Source organism: Paenibacillus sinensis (genome assembly GCF_019904155.1).
Lineage (GTDB): Bacteria > Bacillota > Bacilli > Paenibacillales > Paenibacillaceae > Paenibacillus_AQ > Paenibacillus_AQ sinensis.
This window is the reverse complement of the sequence record NZ_JAHCMB010000233.1, coordinates 2162-20761: the sequence shown is the minus strand read 5'-3', so window position 1 is coordinate 20761 and position 18600 is coordinate 2162. Positions and strand designations below refer to the sequence as shown.

At 50.1% G+C, this 18600-nt stretch carries 20 protein-coding genes; all 20 read left to right on the top strand.

Annotation, left to right across the window (positions count from 1 at the left end; genetic code table 11):
- The first annotated feature begins 190 nt into the window (after positions 1-190).
- The 20 genes from metK to KIH86_RS27835 all read left to right on the top strand — a co-directional run bounded on the left by metK (position 191) and on the right by KIH86_RS27835 (position 18336).
- Positions 191-1393 (top strand): methionine adenosyltransferase, encoded by a 1203-nt coding sequence (gene metK, locus KIH86_RS27930; RefSeq protein ID WP_223081245.1) that lies wholly within the window; start codon positions 191-193, stop codon positions 1391-1393.
- 214 nt (positions 1394-1607) lie between these two features.
- On the top strand, positions 1608-4337 hold the full coding sequence (locus KIH86_RS27925) for a stalk domain-containing protein (RefSeq protein ID WP_223081244.1): 2730 nt from the start codon (positions 1608-1610) through the stop codon (positions 4335-4337).
- 57 nt (positions 4338-4394) lie between these two features.
- On the top strand, positions 4395-5555 hold the full coding sequence (locus KIH86_RS27920) for a sensor histidine kinase (protein WP_223081243.1): 1161 nt from the start codon (positions 4395-4397) through the stop codon (positions 5553-5555).
- 4 nt (positions 5556-5559) lie between these two features.
- Entirely contained in the window at positions 5560-6282 is a 723-nt protein-coding gene (locus KIH86_RS27915; protein ID WP_316503071.1) for a response regulator transcription factor, read from the top strand.
- 87 nt (positions 6283-6369) lie between these two features.
- A complete protein-coding gene (locus KIH86_RS27910; protein WP_223081242.1) occupies positions 6370-6807 on the top strand; it encodes a glycosyltransferase family A protein in 438 nt (145 codons plus the stop codon).
- A gap of 108 nt (positions 6808-6915) precedes the next feature.
- Positions 6916-8850, top strand: a complete 1935-nt coding sequence (locus KIH86_RS27905) for a DEAD/DEAH box helicase (protein WP_223081241.1) — start codon at positions 6916-6918, stop codon at positions 8848-8850.
- Positions 8851-9209: 359 nt separating this feature from the next.
- Positions 9210-9644 carry a ComF family protein gene (locus KIH86_RS29710; protein WP_235775645.1) on the top strand — a complete coding sequence of 145 codons (435 nt, stop codon included), beginning with the start codon at positions 9210-9212 and terminating at the stop codon, positions 9642-9644.
- Positions 9645-9812: 168 nt separating this feature from the next.
- A complete protein-coding gene (locus KIH86_RS27895; protein ID WP_223081239.1) occupies positions 9813-10223 on the top strand; it encodes a TIGR03826 family flagellar region protein in 411 nt (136 codons plus the stop codon).
- 112 nt (positions 10224-10335) lie between these two features.
- A complete protein-coding gene (flgM, locus tag KIH86_RS27890; RefSeq protein ID WP_223081238.1) occupies positions 10336-10617 on the top strand; it encodes a flagellar biosynthesis anti-sigma factor FlgM in 282 nt (93 codons plus the stop codon).
- Between the two features lie 13 nt (positions 10618-10630).
- Positions 10631-11131: a flagellar protein FlgN gene (locus KIH86_RS27885; protein WP_223081237.1), complete on the top strand. Its 501-nt coding sequence runs from the start codon at positions 10631-10633 to the stop codon at positions 11129-11131.
- 41 nt (positions 11132-11172) lie between these two features.
- A complete protein-coding gene (gene flgK / locus KIH86_RS27880) occupies positions 11173-12747 on the top strand; it encodes a flagellar hook-associated protein FlgK (RefSeq protein WP_223081236.1) in 1575 nt (524 codons plus the stop codon).
- A gap of 19 nt (positions 12748-12766) precedes the next feature.
- A complete protein-coding gene (gene flgL / locus KIH86_RS27875; RefSeq protein WP_223081235.1) occupies positions 12767-13654 on the top strand; it encodes a flagellar hook-associated protein FlgL in 888 nt (295 codons plus the stop codon).
- A 39-nt stretch (positions 13655-13693) separates the two neighbouring features.
- Positions 13694-14089, top strand: coding sequence for a DUF6470 family protein (locus KIH86_RS27870; protein ID WP_223081234.1), 396 nt, complete (start codon positions 13694-13696; stop codon positions 14087-14089).
- Complete coding sequence (gene fliW, locus KIH86_RS27865) at positions 14086-14532, top strand: flagellar assembly protein FliW (protein ID WP_223081233.1); 447 nt, start codon at positions 14086-14088, stop codon at positions 14530-14532. The genes KIH86_RS27870 and fliW overlap by 4 nt, the downstream gene beginning before the upstream one ends.
- Positions 14513-14755 carry a carbon storage regulator CsrA gene (gene csrA / locus KIH86_RS27860; RefSeq protein WP_223081232.1) on the top strand — a complete coding sequence of 81 codons (243 nt, stop codon included), beginning with the start codon at positions 14513-14515 and terminating at the stop codon, positions 14753-14755. The genes fliW and csrA overlap by 20 nt, the downstream gene beginning before the upstream one ends.
- A 26-nt stretch (positions 14756-14781) precedes the next feature.
- Positions 14782-15156 carry a flagellar protein FlaG gene (locus KIH86_RS27855; protein ID WP_235775644.1) on the top strand — a complete coding sequence of 125 codons (375 nt, stop codon included), beginning with the start codon at positions 14782-14784 and terminating at the stop codon, positions 15154-15156.
- Positions 15157-15189: 33 nt separating this feature from the next.
- Positions 15190-16599 carry a flagellar filament capping protein FliD gene (gene fliD / locus KIH86_RS27850; RefSeq protein WP_223081230.1) on the top strand — a complete coding sequence of 470 codons (1410 nt, stop codon included), beginning with the start codon at positions 15190-15192 and terminating at the stop codon, positions 16597-16599.
- 21 nt (positions 16600-16620) lie between these two features.
- The gene (gene fliS / locus KIH86_RS27845) at positions 16621-17010 is read left to right on the top strand and encodes a flagellar export chaperone FliS (protein ID WP_223081229.1); all 390 of its coding nucleotides are present in this window, start codon (positions 16621-16623) and stop codon (positions 17008-17010) included.
- Positions 17003-17404 carry a hypothetical protein gene (locus KIH86_RS27840; protein ID WP_223081228.1) on the top strand — a complete coding sequence of 134 codons (402 nt, stop codon included), beginning with the start codon at positions 17003-17005 and terminating at the stop codon, positions 17402-17404. The genes fliS and KIH86_RS27840 overlap by 8 nt, the downstream gene beginning before the upstream one ends.
- Positions 17405-17520: 116 nt before the next feature.
- Positions 17521-18336: a flagellin N-terminal helical domain-containing protein gene (locus KIH86_RS27835; RefSeq protein WP_223081227.1), complete on the top strand. Its 816-nt coding sequence runs from the start codon at positions 17521-17523 to the stop codon at positions 18334-18336.
- The last annotated feature ends 264 nt before the right edge of the window (positions 18337-18600 follow it).

Below are 18600 nucleotides of genomic sequence, written 5' to 3'. Positions count from 1 at the left end.
CATACCTTCAAGCTAAACTTGGCCTTATATTTCCCGAAAACACTTATCAGCAAAAGATGCGACAGACTTTATTCTTGAATAGAAGTAGTGGATTGCAAAGTCTTGATTTATTGTAAATAATTATGCGAAAATGATGGTAATAGGAGGACTGGGCATTCAGTTTCTACCTATTATATAGGAGGTTGAATTCATGCCTGTTAAAGGACGTCATTTATTTACTTCTGAATCCGTAACGGAAGGGCATCCGGATAAGATCTGCGACCAAATTTCGGATGCGGTGTTAGATGCATTTCTTACTAATGATCCTTATGCCCGTGTAGCTTGTGAGGTATCGGTTGCGACCGGACTTGTTCTGGTCATTGGCGAGATCAGTACGAAATCCGAGTATGTGGATATCCCCTCCATTGTTCGTAATACGGTAAAAGAAATTGGTTACGTGCGTGCCAAGTATGGTTTTGACTATAATACCTGCGCAGTACTGACTTCTTTAAATGAACAATCGGCCGATATTGCACAAGGCGTCAACGCAGCTTTGGAGAATCGCGATCCTTCCCAGGTTGCGGAGGAAACTGCTAATATCGGTGCGGGTGACCAAGGTCTGATGTTTGGTTTTGCCACGAATGAAACACCTGAATTAATGCCTCTTCCAATTGCTCTGTCTCACCGAATTGCCCGCCGTCTTTCCGAGGTGCGGAAGAACGGTACATTGGATTACCTGAGACCGGACGGTAAGACGCAGGTTACGATTGAGTACCAGGATGACAAGCCGGTTCGTGTGGATACGATTGTTGTCTCGACGCAGCATGCAGAAGAAATCACCCTGGAACAGATTCAGACCGATATCAAGAAGCATGTCATTCTGCCGGTTGTACCGGAAGAGCTGCTGGATTCGGAAACCAAATATTTCATCAATCCAACAGGCCGTTTTGTCATTGGCGGACCGCAGGGAGATGCAGGTCTGACCGGCCGCAAAATCATCGTGGATACATACGGCGGATACGCCCGTCATGGCGGCGGGGCTTTCTCTGGCAAGGACCCGACGAAGGTGGACCGTTCTGCGGCTTATGCGGCTCGCTATGTAGCCAAAAATCTAGTTGCTGCCGGACTGGCTGACAAATGCGAAATTCAATTGGCTTATGCCATCGGGGTGGCCAATCCGGTCTCCATCAATGTCGATACATATGGTACCGGCAAAATAAGTGAAGAGAAGCTGGTTGAGCTTGTTCACCGCAACTTTGATCTTCGTCCTGCTGGAATCATCTCGATGCTGGACCTGCGCAGACCGATTTATAAGCAGACAGCGGCTTACGGCCATTTTGGCCGTACCGATTTGGATCTGCCGTGGGAACGTGTGGATAAAGCGAGCATTTTGAGAGATCAGGCAGGCCTGTAATCGGTATAATTATCTAATTAAGTGCCTTTCGTAGAGTAAAGCTCCAACGAGCTGCTCTTTGCGGAAGGCTTTTTTATGTCCATTTCTTATAAAATGACCGAAAAATCGTTAATTTTTCGTAACTTTTTCATTTTTAAGCAGTCTATTAATTGTGGAAGGAAGTTTGGGATAAGAATTAGAGAGGGAACAATATGGATGGGAGAGTAAATCGGGAATGAAGAGTAATGGGTCGTGGAATCAGTCGCAGCAGAAATCGACTAAACTCGTAAAACACGCAAGTGCCAAAAAGTGGATTGCGGCCTCGCTTGCAGGCGTAATCTGGATTATGCCGGTGATTGGGGAAGGGCTTCCGCTGATGAGCCACAGCACGGCATCAATTGTCGAAGCTGCAACGTCGTTCTCGGCGACGAAAGTCAGTGAGGACATTATCACTTCCGGTGCGACCAAGCTGAAGTATAAGTATTCTGTGACCCGATCAGGAAGCAAGGCCTCTGGTTTGGCGGATGTCATCCGTATCGACTTGAACAACCCTTATGTTTCGATTGATGTAATGACGGGTAAGAACGGCAATCTGACTACACGTCAGAGCACAGGCGGCATGGCCAAGGAAACCGGGGCTGTCGCGGCGGTGAACGGTGATTATTTCAACACTTCAGGGGAAGGAGCACCGATCGGCGGCGAAGTATCCGGGGGAACCCTTGTCTCGACACCGTCACAGCTGGATGGTCTGTATGCGTTTGCGCTGACGACGGACCGCAAGCCGATGATCGACGAGTTCTCATTCGATGGAACCGTAACGGCTGAAGACGGCTCTCAGCTGGCGCTGGCGGGAATCAACAAGGGGGCGTATAATCCGGAAGGCGGAACCTCCACATACAGCCACGTTAACGCGGCATATATATATACCGATGCCTGGACGGCATTGGACCGGCCGAAGAACAGCTCGACGACTCCAACTGAGGTGCTGGTGGAGAATGGTGTGATCACGCAGATTTCGCAGGGAGCGGCACTTCCAATAGCGGTTCCGGAGGGCGCGTATATTTTGCGTACACATGGTACTGCAGCACAGTTCGTAGCTTCCCATCTGGCAGTCGGACAGAAGCTGACAACCGCCTATTCGCTTCGTTCGAAGACGACTGGCCAAGCGATTGATCCGGGGACGCTGCAAATGATGATCGGCGGACATACGATACTGGTCAATAACGGCAAGGCGACGTCTTTCTCCCGTTCGGTCAGCAGCATTGGCGGTTACCGGGCCAGAACGGCGCTGGGGTATTCCCAGGACGAACGTTATGTCTACATTGTCGCGGTGGAAAAAAATGATGACAGCTCCGGCATGTCCTTGACTGAGCTTCAATCCTTCATGACCAGCATAGGTGTATACAAAGGGCTTAACCTCGATGGTGGAGGTTCAACTACCATGGTGGATCGGCCGCTTGCCGAGACCCAGACGGTCCTCTCGTTCGATACCGAATATGGTACGGAACAGCGCAGCGTCGTCAATGGACTTGGGGTGTATACCAACGCTCCGCAGGGACAGGTAAAGGGAATTAAAATCAGCGGCAGCAGCGTTCTGCTGGTCGGGCAAAGCGCTACGTACTCTTTGAAGGGCTATGATACGTACTACAATCCGATCGAATTATCTACGGGGAACACTTCATGGAAATCCAGCAATGGAAGCGTGTCTGTCAGCGGCGGCGTGGCTTCGGCTGTCAAACCCGGAACGGCAACGCTCACCGCGGCCAGCGGCTCCGCCAGTGCTACTACGAAGGTAACCGTGCTCGGCGGCGATGATCTGAGCAGTCTGCAGCCGGGAACGGCCACTGGTCCGTTAAAAACGGGAGCAACCCTTTCCGTGCCCGTTACAGCGATCTCAAAAAGCGGCGCTACGATCAGCGTCCCAGCCTCCTCTCTGAAATGGGAGTTTGTAGGGTTCCAGGGCAGCGTTCAGGAAGGGAAGCTCACGATCAATTCGGTCAATCCGGGTGTCACGACAGGTTATGCTATTGCACGTTATGACGGCTTCAGTACAGCAGTGGTTCTGACAACGGCTGCATCAACAGCCTGGGAGGATTTTGAGAATGTCAGCTATCCGGTTGCCTTTACGACGAACACGCAGGGCGTACAGGGCACGGCACAGATCACGGCGGGAACGGGCGATCATGCCGGCTCGAAGGTGCTGTCACTAAACTACGACATGACGGCAGGAAGCGGTAAAATGTACGCCTACGCTCAGCTCAATGGAACCTCTGGTCGTACGGTGCCTGCGACGGCGACAAGCATGTCGGTTGATGTCATGGGTGACAAGAGTTTGAATTGGCTTCGCGCCGAGTTCACGGACGCCGGGGGCTCCACGGTCTACATTGACCTTGCCAAGACGATTGACTGGACCGGTTGGAAGACCATTAATACTGATCTCTCGGGTTACGGCATCAAATTCCCGGCCGTTCTTAAAAGAGTATACGTTGTAAACGTGGAAGAAGGCCAGGATGAACGCGCCAAGACCGGTACTGTCGCTTTTGATAATATCTCTTTCGTTATGCCTTCCCTTTCCAGCGAGGCGGGTCTGCCAACCGGAACGGCCAGCATGACGATTGGGCAAAAGTCGCTGACCGTTAATGGTGTGAAGAAAGTCATCGATTCAGCGCCTTTGAATCAGAATGGAACAACTTATGTGCCGATTAAATATGTGCTCGACGCGTTCGGCGGCAGCGCCACCTGGAATTCCGCTGCGAAGAATATTATGGTGCTTCGCGGCTCCAAAGCGATGGAACTCACGGTGAACAAGAAGGAGTTCATACTGAACGGGAAGCGTCAGAGTGCAGAAGTAGCGCCTATTCTCCTACAAGGAAGGACTTTAGTCCCGCTTCGCCTGGTTTCGGAACAGCTTGGATTAACTGTAAAATGGGAACAGAAAACGAAGACCGTAACGATCGAATCATGATATGTTAATATAAAGTAATTTTCATTAAATGATTCGAGAGAAATGGGGCTATTGTCCGTGGAATTCCAGACCGATGCAATTGACCGTGTGATCAAAAATACGATCGATGTAATGGAAGACAGCAAGTATCAAATTTATGAGATTTTGCAAGCTGCCCGCGAGGAGCTTGCAAATCTCACAAATGAACTGCACCGGGTAAGGCAGGAAACGGATGAGACCTTGCAGAAGGTAGATAAACTGGAAATTGATTACCGCCGTTCTCGTATCCGACTGACTGAAGTGAGCCGTGATTTTGTTCGTTATACAGAACAAGATATTCGGATAGCCTATGAAAAGGCAACGGAACTCCAGCTTCAGCTTATGATTACAAGAGAGCGGGAACTCAATCTGAGAAACCGGCGCGATGAGCTATATAAGCGGGTGCGCAGCGTGGAAAGTTCGGTGGAGCGGGCGGAGACGATTGGTTCCCAGATGAGCGTGGTCCTGAAATATTTGTCCGGCGAGCTTGGCCATGTGACGAGAATTGTTGAATCGGCCAAGAACCGGCAGATGATCGGACTCAAAATCATTCTGGCCCAGGAAGAGGAACGCAAGCGGATTGCCAGGGAAATCCATGACGGCCCCGCGCAGATGCTGGCCAATCTCGTTCTGAGGACAGAAATTGTTGAAAGAATGCTGGTGAAGCAGGAATTTGGACTGGTGCAGAGCGAAGTAGTAGATTTAAAAGGGCAGGTTCGCTCCAGTCTGGAAGAGATGCGGAAGGTTATATTCGATCTGCGTCCGATGGCTCTGGATGACCTGGGGCTTATCCCCACTCTCCGAAAATATGTTCATGATTATGAGGAGAAAACCAAGATCCGTACTTCCTTCGAAACCCGGGGCAAAGAGCATCGTTTGTCGTCTGCGATGGAAGCGGCGGTCTACCGGCTCGTGCAGGAGGCGCTGTCCAATGTGGTTAAACATGCTTTTGCCAGCTATGTGTTAGTAGAAATTACATATCAGGCACAATTGATCAAAATTGTCGTGAAGGATAATGGAATAGGTTTTAACGTTCAGAAGATGAAGAATGAGCAGATCAACCGGGAGAGCTTCGGACTGGTCGGCATGCGGGAGCGAGTGGAGCTTCTGGAAGGCAGGATGGAAATCGAATCTGCCGAGAATCAGGGAACATCAATTATCATCCATATTCCGACGAACGTGGACAAGGGGAAGGAGTAATCTAATGGAGAACCAAATTTCCGGCAAGATGCCTATTAAAGTGTTGTTGGCAGATGATCATCAACTGTTCAGGGAAGGTCTCAAGCGGATTTTGAATATGGAGGACGATATCGAGGTTATCGGCGAATGCGGAGACGGCATTCAGGTGCTGGAATTCTGCAATCAGAATAAGCCCGATATCGTGCTGATGGATATCAATATGCCGATTGAGAACGGCGTGGAGGCTACGGAGAAGCTGCGGGAAATGTTCCCCGAAGTCAAAGTCATTATTCTGTCGATCCATGATGACGAAAGCTATGTATTTGAAACGCTCCGCAAAGGGGCCAACGGCTACCTGCTTAAGGATATGGAGGCGGAGTCGCTGATTAACGCAATCCGTTCCGTCTGCGAAGGACACGCTTTTATTCATCCCAAGGTGACAGGCAAGCTGATCAACCAGCTGCGGCGCATGACGTACCTGAACGAGGCGGGAGCAATTGCCGAAACCTCTGTGAAGGAAGCAGGCGTTAAATTTGTGGCAGGCGATAACAACCCTCTAACCCGCCGGGAAGCAGAAGTGCTGCGGCTGATGGCCGAGGGCAAGAGCAACAAGATGATCGGCGAATACCTGTTCATCAGCGAGAAGACGGTCAAGAATCATGTCAGCAGCATCCTGCAAAAAATGGAGGTCGACGACCGTACGCAAGCGGTAATCAACTCCATCAAATACGGTTGGGTAACCCTGTAACAAGGCGAAAATAGCGAAGACAACCCGGGAAGCACCTCTCACGATCCGCCGGCATATCATGGTGGTATCAAAGGGAGGTGCATCTCCATGATAACCCAGTTAATCTGGATTGGAGCCGTATATGCATCCGCGGTTGTAATGGTTCATTCGCTCAAGCTTCTGGGAGAGCGGGGAACGCCCGGGAAAGCGGGGAGATGGATGCACTACATCCTGATCGCCCGCAATCATGAATCCGTTATTGAAGGCGTGATCCGGGCGATGACGCTGCAGTCCTTCCTGACTGGCAAGCGCTTGCGCGTAACCTTTCTTCTGGATGAAGGCTCTAGTGACGGAACCTTGCGGATTATCTCGAGCCTGCAGAGCAGCGGATGCTCTTTGGATTTGCAGGTACGGAAGGAAGCGGAGAGTTCGTTTGAGTCCGTGACTTCCGGTTATTTGGCGGCTCAGGCGCAAACCGTAATCGATCTGCGGCATGAAGACACAATCCATCCGTTCTCGTATGTACGGAGATCCGAAAGTCGATGATCAACACATGAATCCTAACAAAAACAAAGCACGGCCAAAGTGAAGCACACTTTCCCATAGCGGGAGAGTGTGTTTTTTTTATTTGGAGAGGAAACCAGGAGGTAAAGGATGAAAGTCGCGGTATATGCGGTAAAATTCAATCAAAAATGGAGCATAATGTTCTCCCTCGATCTGCGGATCGACTGCTTGTGGTGGACCGGTCAAGCCGGCGGGATCGGAGGCCCTCTCTCCATTCCGGAGCGATGGATCTTGGTCTCGATTGAATTTCCGCTCGGATGGGCGGCGCTTCTTCGGGACAGCTTTTGCGATACTCCGGAAATGGCGGAGTGGAGAGAGCCGGAATGGAGGTGTTATGCCGCGAAACGGCTAGAGCGGGAAATGAGGGAGGAACGGAGCAAGAGGGAAGATCAGGATAAGAGGTTATCAGGAGCAGGTATCCTTGGCAGTGCCGAAAGGGAGCTTGTCAGGCAGGTTCATTCTGATGAGCTTCCTCAAGCATCCAGGCTGCGTGAGCATGCCGATACGCTAGCTGACGCGTTGAGCGGCCGTTCCCTCCTGGAGCCAGAGGTGGAGTCGCTGCTGGCCGAGCGCTGCCCTGAGATGCTGGGCCACTGGCGCAGCGCCGCCCAGCTCGCGCATCTGGAGGGCCGCCTCCTGCTCGAGGCGGCGGTGGGCCCGGCGCCGGCTGAGCGCGCCGGCCCGGCGCGGGGGCCGTTGGCCCGCGCCTGGAACCGGCTGCGGCGCCATTCCGCCGCAGCCGCGCTCCCGCGCTGCCGGCGCTGCGGCAGCGTCGCCACGGGCCGCACGGCTTGCGCCGCGTGCGGCCTTGCCGGCTGCGCCTACTGCGAGGCCTGCCTCGCGCTGGGGCGCAGCCGGTCCTGCGCGCTGCTGCTGCGCAGCGCGCATCTTCCGGCCGTGCGTGGCACGGCCGATCCGGGCACCGGCGGGCTGGCGCGCCGGTGGGGGCTGAGCGCGGCGCAGGCCGAAGCTGCCGGCGCCGCGCTCAGGTTTCTGGCGGAGCCGCGGATCGGCTCCGCAGGCGGCCGCCCAGGCCGGTTTCTGCTCTGGGCGGTCACGGGAGCGGGAAAGACGGAAATGATGTTCCCGCTCCTTGAAGCCGTGCTCGCCGCCGGAGGACGGGCGCTGATCGCCACGCCCAGGCGCGACGTCGTGCTGGAGCTGGCTCCAAGGCTTGCCCGCGCTTTTCCGGCGGCAAGCATCAGCGTGCTGTACGGCGGCAGCCCGGACCGGTGGAAGTCTGGTGCGCTAACGCTGGCGACTACCCACCAGCTGCTCCGCTTTCATCGGGGATTCGATCTGGTTATTATCGACGAAATCGATGCTTATCCCTATCACGGAGACCCTATGCTTGCCTTCGCCGCTGAAAAGGCTTGCAAGCCAGGCGGCGCCTTCGTGTATCTGTCAGCTACTCCGCCTGTCACGATGCAGAGCGAAATCCGGCAGGGCCAGCTCGCCCATGCCAGAGTGCCGGCCAGGTTTCACGGTCATCCCCTTCCCGTACCCGAACGGCTCGTCATGTCATCAGTAACCGATTGCCTGAAGCGGGGAAGGCTGCCGGCTGCGCTTGGCAGATCGCTTCAGAAATCCATCGAGCGGAAAGCCCAGGTATTTGTGTTCATCACTCGGATTGCGCAGATCGAGGGGGTGCTGCGGCTGCTCCGGCGGTCGCTGCCGGGTATCCCAATGGAAGGGACATCGTCGCAGGACCCGGAACGCTCAGGCAAGGTCGCGGCTTTCCGCAACCGCGAATTTGCGCTGCTTGTAACGACCACGATCCTGGAACGAGGCGTGACGGTGCCACGGAGCGATGTGTTTGTGCTGGATGCAGACAACCGGCTGTTTGATGAAGCCTCGCTCGTTCAGATGGCCGGCCGCGCAGGCCGTTCCCAAGAGGACCCGAATGGCCGGGTTGTTTTCGCATCGCCAGTCTGGAGCCGGGCTCAACGAAGCGCCCGGTCCCAGATCCGGACCATGAACACAATCGCCCGCCGCAAGGGATATCTTCGAGAGGAGGAGATTTGAGTATGATACCCGATAATCACTTGGGAAAGGGGCTTCGTTTCTTTCATCGTCTGTTATCGCCTTCCGGGAGAACTTGTCTGGTCTGCGGCAGAGAACGCCGGCTTTCAGCCTTGCTTCCCGGTATTTGCAGCGTCTGCGAGCAATCGATCCCTTGGATCACGAGGCCCCGCTGCCTCAAATGTGGCCGGCCCACGGGCTGTCCCGATTGCGCCAGAGGCAATGACGTTTCTGCATTATTGCTGAATAGAAGCGCGGTGGCTTACAGCAGTGAAATGCGTGCTTGGATTGGTCATTTGAAATACCGCGGCGACGAAAGATATGCCGAGATATTGGGCGCCATGTTGGATCGCGCATATGTTATGTTGAAGTCGGAAATGGAATCCAGAGGGAGCGCACGATGGAAGGCAGATTTACTCGTCCCCGTACCGGTAAGTGAAGCCCGGCTCATGGAACGCGGCTTCAATCAGGCGGAAAAGCTGGCAGATCGCTTATCGCTGCGACGGGATATTCCTGTAATGGAACTGCTTGTCCGGACCCGTCATACCGGCAAGCAGAGCCATAAGGGAAGGGCTGAGCGAATAAAAGCGATGAGAGAAGCCTTTATTTTCAATAACAACAAGAGGGAAGCCTTTATTCGTCTGCTGTGTGAGCGGGAGATGTCCCGTGTTGTCATTGTGGATGATATCTATACAACGGGCAGTACTATACACTCATGTGCTGAAGCTATCCAGCGAATGGCCGAGGCGTCCGGCGGCCGCATTGAGATTAGCAGCCTAACCTGGGCGCGCTCATGAAGAATATTTCGGACTCTGCATCGCTGTCACATCGATTGGAAGAAGTTAGACAAAATATACATGAGAGTGGAGTCATAGACATATAGACTATTCCAATCCAATCATGTAATCTAGGAAGATGAGGTATGTTTTGTAAGCACAGATTTCAGGAAAGGGGCAGCAAAAATTATGAACCTTGATAATTGTCCGCGGTGCGGCCGGCTATATGTCAAAAATGTCATGGAATTGTGCCAGCCTTGTCTCAAAGAACTTGAACAACAATACGAAGCTTGTGTCAAATACATTCGTGAACATAAAAATACGGATATTCAGGAGCTGTCCGATGCTACGGAAGTATCCATCAAGGAAATTACCCGCTTTATCAAAGAAGGCCGAATTTCCATCGCCAACGCACCGAATATGATGTATCCTTGTGAGGTGTGCGGCAGGCTCATTCGTGAGAGCCATATGTGCGATGACTGCCGCAACCGGCTTAGAAAAGGATTTGCAGACGCTCCAAAGAAAGAGGAGACCCCCCCTGCCCCCAAGAAGACGGGAACAACCTATTTCACGGTAGAAGACCGTCATCATTCTAAATAACCAACAAAATATAATGGCACAGCTATTAATATTGCCCCGACCCTGCCCGATAAACTTATTAAAGAGGTTATCGGTTTTTTTATTATTTGAATGAAAGGTGGAATGGATAACGATGAAAATTAACGATACCAACAGAGTCAATGGTATAAATCCTTATCAGAAGACAGCCGAGACGAACGCCGCTAACAGCGTTAAGAAGTCGCAGAAGAAAGATGAGGTCTCTATTTCTGCGGAAGCCCTTGAGATGCTGCGTGCACAGCAGTCAGGAGATGTTGAGAAGACGAAAAAGATTGAAGAACTGAAAAAACTTGTTTCTTCCGGAACATACAATGTGGAAGCCCGGGACCTGGCTGATAAACTGCTTCCTTACTTCAAGAACATCCAACAAGACTAGGGGAGTATAAACGATGTCCCTTCGAAAACTGGTTGAATCGCTGGAATTATTGAATGAGCTCAATGAGAAGCTGCTCCAGCTTTCCGAACAAAAGAAAGAGGCCCTTATTAAAGGGGACTTTGATGAATTGCTGCGTACGACAACCGGAGAATCCTCTTTGATCAAGACCATCAGGAACCAGGAAGAGGTTCAGCAAGAGATGGCGCATGAATTCATGAGAGAGAAGGGAATTAAATCCCGTCTAAGTCTTACGATCTCGGAAATATCCCGGCTTGTCTTTGATCCTGAAGAGAAAGCCTCTCTCCTGGATGTGCAGAAGAAGCTGGTCGAGAACTTAAGAGAACTGAAACGCATTAATGAGTTGAATCAGACTCTGGTGGCTCAATCCTTAAGCTTTATCGACTTTTCCCTTAACCTCTACATCGAAGAAGATGATTCGACCTATTCCCGGCCGGATCAGAACCATACAGCCCGAACTGCCAAACGCAACGGTGTTTTTGATACCCGCGCTTAATGTTATAGATAGAGCTCGAACAATGAAGGAGTTGCATTCTCATGACATCTACATTCCATGGTCTGGAGACAAGTAAAAGAGCTTTGTTGGTGAACACCGTAAGCATGCAGACGATGGGTCATAATATTGCAAATGCCAATACGGAAGGTTACACAAGGCAAAGAGTCAACATCTCGGCCGCAAGTCCGATTTGGCAGATGGGCATGACCAAGAGCCAGGCTGCAGGCCAATTGGGGACAGGCGTTGAGTATGACAGCATCACAAGAGTCAGAGACAGCTATCTGGATCTTCAATATCGCCGGGAGAATCAGGCGCTTGGTTCTTACGACGTGCTGAACACAACGATGACCTCGATTCAGAACATCATCAACGAACCCTCGGACACCGGCCTCAGCAGCGTGATGGATGATTTCTGGAATTCATGGGAGACGCTTAACCGCGATCCTTCTCTACTGAGTGCGCGTGTCTCCGTTGTAGGATCGGCGCAGAATCTTTCGGATACCCTCAAGCATGTCGGCGAGTCTCTCACTAACATTACAACAGACACGAATGCCAATATCGGGAAGAAAGTAACCGAAGCCAATGATTTGATCAATAACATTGCCAAGCTGAACGACATTATCCGAAGAAATGAGAGCTTGGGCGATAATGCCAACGACTATCGCGACCAAAGAGATCTGTTGATCGACAAGCTGTCCACCATTGTGGATGTTTCAGTAACAGAGGGCACAGATGGCATGGTCAGCATTACTTCCGCCGGTGTGAATGTTGTTGATGGGGTTAACGTTACCGAATTGACCGCCGCCAATGCCCAGACCGCCACAGGTGGACAACTGAACGGATATGTCAAGTCGCTCCAGGAAGTTGACACTATTCGCAATCAGCTGAACGGCATGGTCCAGACGCTTGTTACCGGGCCGGTCAAAGTTACGCTTGATAATGGATATATGACACCCAAGGATATGACTGCGCTTAATGACGTAACATTGTCCAACGGCACGACAATCCTGGCTGGAAATACCATTCCGGCGGGTTCCACAGTCACCTCTTCGATGACGGTGATGGTAAATGGCTTTAACGGGCTTCACGAGCTGGGATATTCATTATCCAATCCGGCGACCGCTGGAACCCCATTCTTTGTTGCATCGGATGGCGGCGACTTCACCATTGATAACCTTGCGGTGAATCCCGATATCGTCAGCAACACGGACAAGATCGCTTCCTCCTCTAAGTATGAGACAGTAGGCGGAGTTAATAAGACGATCCGGGGCAACAGCGATATCGCAAGCGCAATTGTCGGCCTCAGGGATGCCGTATTCCAATTCCCCGCCAACTTGACCTCCTTGTCTCAGGGGACGACAGATGATTACTTCCGGGCGCTTACAGGGGATCTGGGATTGCGCGCGCAGAATATTGAGCGGAATTTCAATAATGAGACGAACCTTACTTCGGCCCTGGAGACAAGACGCCAATCCGTGAGCGGTGTGTCCATGGATGAGGAACTGTCGGATATGATCCGCTTTCAACAGGCTTATAACGCATCTGCACGAGTGATGACAGCTGTTGATGAAATGCTCGACAAAATCATTAATGGCATGGGGACTGTAGGCCGCTAAGATTAGGAGGATATGAATAATGCGTGTAACAGGGGCTATGCAGAATATGCAGCTGGTCAGTAATCTGCAGAGGATTAACGAAGGTATGACCAAGTCGCAGAATCAATTGGCAACCGGGCAAAAGATCACCAAGCCCAGCGACGATCCAATCGGCGTCGGCTACCAGATGCGGTACGACACCGATCTTGCCCGAAGCGATGAGTTCCTGAACAATGCCCAGACCGGGTCGGAAATTCTGAAGACTATGGATGCGCTTATGCAGCAGGCATCCGATGTCATGAAGCGGGCGCGTACCCTTACGCTGCAAGCGGCGAATGGCACCTATGATGCAGAGCAGCGTAAGGTTATCTCTGCGGAGATCAAGCAGCTTAAAGAACAACTGGTGACGATCGGCAACAGCACCTACAACGGCCGGTATTTATTCAATGGGCAGAAGACGGATCAGGCTCCGTATACCGTTGCAGGCGCTGCGGGAGAATCGACGGACCCTGGTACATTTAGTCTGTATGTTAGCCCTGCCGTCAAGGTTCCGGTAAGTCTTACCGGCGAGGATATATTCGGCAAGGCGGGAACGGACAATGCGTTCAAGGTTCTGGATGATCTGGCCACTGCTCTGGACTCCAATGACACAACCGGCATCAGCGCCAGCCTTGACAAAATTGATGCGGTCGCCGACGGATTCTCCCTTGGATGGGCAGAGATCGGTGCGCGTATGAACCGGTTCGAGCTAATGGAGAACCGTATAACGAGTGAACAGACCAATTTGAAGGAAATGCGGGCAAATGTAGCCGATGTGGATGTGCCAACAGTAATTACGGATTTGAAAATGAAGGAAGTTGTTCTTCAGTCGGCACTGTCAACTGGCGCTAGAATTATGCAGACGTCTTTACTTGATTTTCTGAGATAAAATGACTTGATTCCTTCCGGATGAAATGGAGGTGGCGGTATGAGGTCAACAGGTATCGATTCAAGTACTTGGGGGAAGTATATTCCGGCTGAACTCACCGTTCGCCTTCGACCGGCAGAGCTTACAACGGACTGGACCAGTGTATATAACGATCTGGACTTGAAACGGCCGCAGTCGCTCATGAAAGATTTGGAGCAGGAGGCCCGGAGTCAGGGGTTGGAGAATATTGCGATCAAGGCTCAGGAAGGTGATCGTATGGCTAATCTGGCAGCCGGCGAAAAAAATGTGTTTGGCGCAATCGCCCATTCCCGATATATGAGGAGCGGCCAGAAAGAGGTCACTGTCGAAGCCTTGCCGAGCCAAGGCGTATACATTGATTTTCGCATCTATCCGCCGGAAATCCATGTGGATCCGAAAGGAGTTCTCCCCAGATGAGACAGATCAACAGCAAGACATACGGCACTCTGGAGTTGGATGACAGTCAGATTTATAAATTCGAGGCAGGCATCCCTGGAGTCTCCAATATTAGCGAATACGCGCTTCTCCCCATGGAGGGAACCTCCTTTTTTCTTCTGCATGCGCTTGAGGAGGAGGTCAGTTTTTTTCTGCTACCCGTTCAGGAAGCCGTGGTGGACTACAGCTTTCAGATTACGGATGATATTATCGATCTTCTGGCCTTGAACTCTCCCGAGGATGTAGGCGTTATGGTGGTTGTCAATATCCAGGAAGAAGAGCTGTACGTTAACCTGCTGGCGCCAGTACTGCTATCTCCTTATTCTCACAAGGGATGCCAGTATATTATCAAAGATCAGAAACTCCCTGTCCGTTATCCGCTAAACCCGGAAGGAGGACGACTCAATGTTGGTGCTGAGACGTAAGATCGGTGAATCCGTAATAATCGGCAACGATATTCAAGTCCAAATTCTGGGCATCGAGGGCGATCAAATCAAGCTGGGTTTTGTTGCTCCCAAAGACGTTCAGGTATTGCGACAGGAGCTGTATCAGGAAATAGTTGCTGAGAATATGGCAGCTAAGGAACAAACAGGGCAATTGCAGCAAGAACAAATCCTTAACCTGCTGAAAAATTATAGATCCAATTAATTTGAATGTAGGCGGGGATGATGGAAATGGATATTAACAGAATTAACTCTGTACAAACAGACAAAATCAGAACAGTCAGTTCAGTGGCTCACATCAAGCCTATTACTTCAGCTACCGATTATCAATCGCAAGAACTTGGCACCAAATCGCAACTGCGAAGTGAGCAAACAAAAGAAGAGCAGACCAAGTTCGAAGAACAGATCAAGAAGCTGAATGAATCGATTGCCAGTTCTGGAAAAGAGCTTCGCTTTAAATATAATGACGAAGCCAAGCAACTATATGTTGAGGTGCTGGATCAACAAACGCAAGAAGTGTTAACCAGCCTGCCTCCGGAATTTTTAATTGATTTGTCGGTGAAGATGAAAGAATTGGTCGGAATGTTTTTTGATGAAAAAATTTAGATTACTCAAGAAAGATAAGGAGGAGATTTCCAAATGTCGACAAGCATAACAGGCTTGGCATCCGGTTTTGATTCCGCGGCCTATATTGAAGCAATAATGAAGCAAGAGAAGGTCCCGCTGACCAATCTGCAGACCAAAAAGGACAATACAACAGCCTACAAGAATTTTTTTACAGCATTAAATACAAAAATGGCTACCCTGAAGGATGCAGCTACAGCTCTTTCAGATCTTACTGCCTTTACCAAAAACACGGCAACCAGTTCAGATACGACTAAAATGACGGTAACAGCCGGAGATAGCGCGGTAGCAGGGACATATTCGGTAAATGTGACCTCAATGGCTACACAACATGTATTGGGAAGCGTCTCCTTTGCTACTTCCGGAACATTTACTGTGGATGCGAATTCAAAGCTTGTTATTGGTTCAGCGGAGATTGATCTAACTGCGACTGGCGCTAACGCTAACGGTAAAACTATGGATGAAGCCCTTAATCTCATTGCAAAGCAAATTAATAAACAAGCGGTTGGAGCTACAGCATCAGTTGTCCAAACGTCAAGCGGGTATAAGACACTTGTTCTAACTTCAAATACAACAGGTACAGCGAATGAAATTGATGTTACAAGTTCCGGATCATTATGGAATTTCGGGGAAAAACAAGCGGCAAGCGATGCCGTTCTTAAAGTCAACGGGGTCGATATAACAAGTTCCACAAATGAAGTGAATGACGCCATTCCTGGTGTTACGTTAACTCTAACTAATACGGGATCATCGACAGTAAAGGTAGCTCAGGATACAGATAGCATCGTTACCAAGATTAACACTTTTGTTTCTGCCTATAATGATATCGTGACAACGATCCGAAACAACACCCAGAAATCGACCGAAAATGACGACGGTTCCCTTTCGCTCACTCTGCAGGGAGACCCGTTGCTTCGTGACCTGATGAGTCAGTTGAACGATTGGATGAATACGCCTATCGGAACAACTAAAGGATTGAACCTACTCTCTGACATCGGGCTTGAAATCGACAAGGGTGTTACCAGTGCTTCATTGATGACCGGGAAAATCACTTTTGATTCGGCTACATTTAAGGCCAAAATGCTGGAAGATCCCGCAGGAGTGCAGAAATTGCTGCGTGGAACAACCACAACAACCACTGGAGGGGTAACAACCACCGTAACTGGGATGGGGGATTTGTTCAAGAACAATCTGCAGTCCTGGAACAATAGTGTGGACGGACTGATCACCTCCAAAATTAAGGGTTATGATTCCGAGATTACTTACCTTAGTGAGTCCATACAAAATATGAGCGATCGTCTGGATCAACGAGAAGAGTCGTTGAAGAAGCAGTACGCCAATCTCGAAGTCGTTATGTCCAGCTTAAACAATCAGAAAAGCTATGTGTCGAGTATTCTGGCTAGCTTCACGAAATCCTCAGACTAATGAAACAGGGGGCTGATCCCTTTGGCATCACCCAATCTTGCGGGCTATCAAGCCTATCAGAAAAATAAATATCAAACTGCTTCACCCCATCGCCTGACGCTAATGCTCTATAATGGGGCCATACAGTTTGCCGGCAAAGCTCGGGAAGCGATGTTGGCAAATAATATTTCGGATACGAATCTCTATCTACAGAAATCCCAGAATATTATCTACGAGCTTCTTTCTTCTTTAAATGTAAAAGAAGGGGGAGAACTCGCAGCCAATCTCAAGAACTTGTATTTCTACATGATCGACCGATTAATTGAGAGCAATATTCAGAAGAAGAGCTCCGGGATCGATGAGGTTGTGAATATGCTTGAGGAATTGAAGTCTGCTTGGGAACAGATTGGAAAGGGTGGTACCCTTGGCTGATCATAGTGGAGGATTTGCTTCAGAAGGTCCATTGGAAGAAATTCTTAGAGGGATGCTTGAGTGTTCGAAGAGACAAGTGGAACTTGCAGAATCAAACAGGGAGAGGGAGGATTTCCTCTCCCTGTTTGACGGTACACTTCAGGAATGGAATGCATACACACGACAACTGGAGGAAATCCAGAGAGGTGCCGGCATTACCGAGTCGGAGAGTGTAGTATCTCTGTTGAGAGAGATCGCAACCAATATAGACTCGACAACATTGAATATCGAAAATTCCAGTGCTCATGTCGGCACCAATCTGAAGCAGACCAGGTCCCAGCGCAAGCTGATGAATGCGTACTATGGAATGGCAAATACCGATCAGGTCCCATTGTACTTTGACGAAAAAAAATAGTACAAATTCCTCTCGAAAAAGATATAAAAACACTAAACTAAATCATTAATCCGCCGATATATATATTAGGCCACAAGGACGTGGCAAATCAAACCAAATCACGGAGGATGATCACGATGGGTATGTTTATTAACACTAACGTTGGCGCAATCAACGCTAACCGCAATCTGAGCTTCAACAACACGCAAATGGGCAAGACGATGGAAAAGCTGTCTTCCGGCTACCGCATCAACCGTGCGGCTGACGACGCTGCAGGCTTGGCAATTTCCGAAAAAATGATTTACCAAGTAAATGGTTTGAACCAAGCACAACGCAATGCTCAAGACGGAATCTCGCTCCTGCAAACGGCTGAAGGTGACTTGACTGAAGTTCACTCCATGCTGCAACGTATGAACACGCTGGCTAACCAAGCAGCGAACGGTACGTACCAAACCGAAGATCGTCAAAATCTGCAAAAAGAAGTAAATCAGCTTGTTGAAGAAATTAACCGGATTACTGGTAACTCCAACTTTAACGGTGTATCTCTCTTGAAATCGGCAGCAACGGTTAAATTCCAAATCGGTGTGACCTCCGGAGAATCCCTGACAGTTTCGCTGTCCAGCAATAAAGCATCTGCACTTGGTATTAGCGGACTCTCCATTAGTACCGCTAGTGCTGCAGCATCCGCTCTGGCACTGATCAAATCCGCAATTTCCACAGTTTCTACCAATCGTGCTAATCTGGGTGCTTACCAGAACCGTCTGGAGCATACGATTAACAGCTTAGGTGTAACTTCCGAAAATCTGTCGGCTGCTAACTCCCGTATCAAGGATGCTGACATGGCAACTGAAATGACCTCTTTCACCAAGAATCAGATTCTCGTTCAAGCAGGTACTGCTATGCTTGCTCAAGCTAACTCTGCACCGCAGGCAGTATTGAAACTGCTGGGATAATAAGCTGTACTAAAGTAAGGAAAGCCCAGCTAGACGAATATAATTTCTGTAACAACAAACCCAGTGCCATGTCGGTACTGGGTTTGTTGTTGTATATTGGAAAATAGGACTTGAAATGTTGAGAGGTTTTGTAGCTCCCGCCAGACGTCTGACTGTAACGTTCAATGCGGGAGAATTACGTTTTCGCAAGTCTTATAGATAGTGTCCTTTTTTAAGAACAAAATGATCCAAATACTAACGCTTCTGGCTACATTATTGCACAGT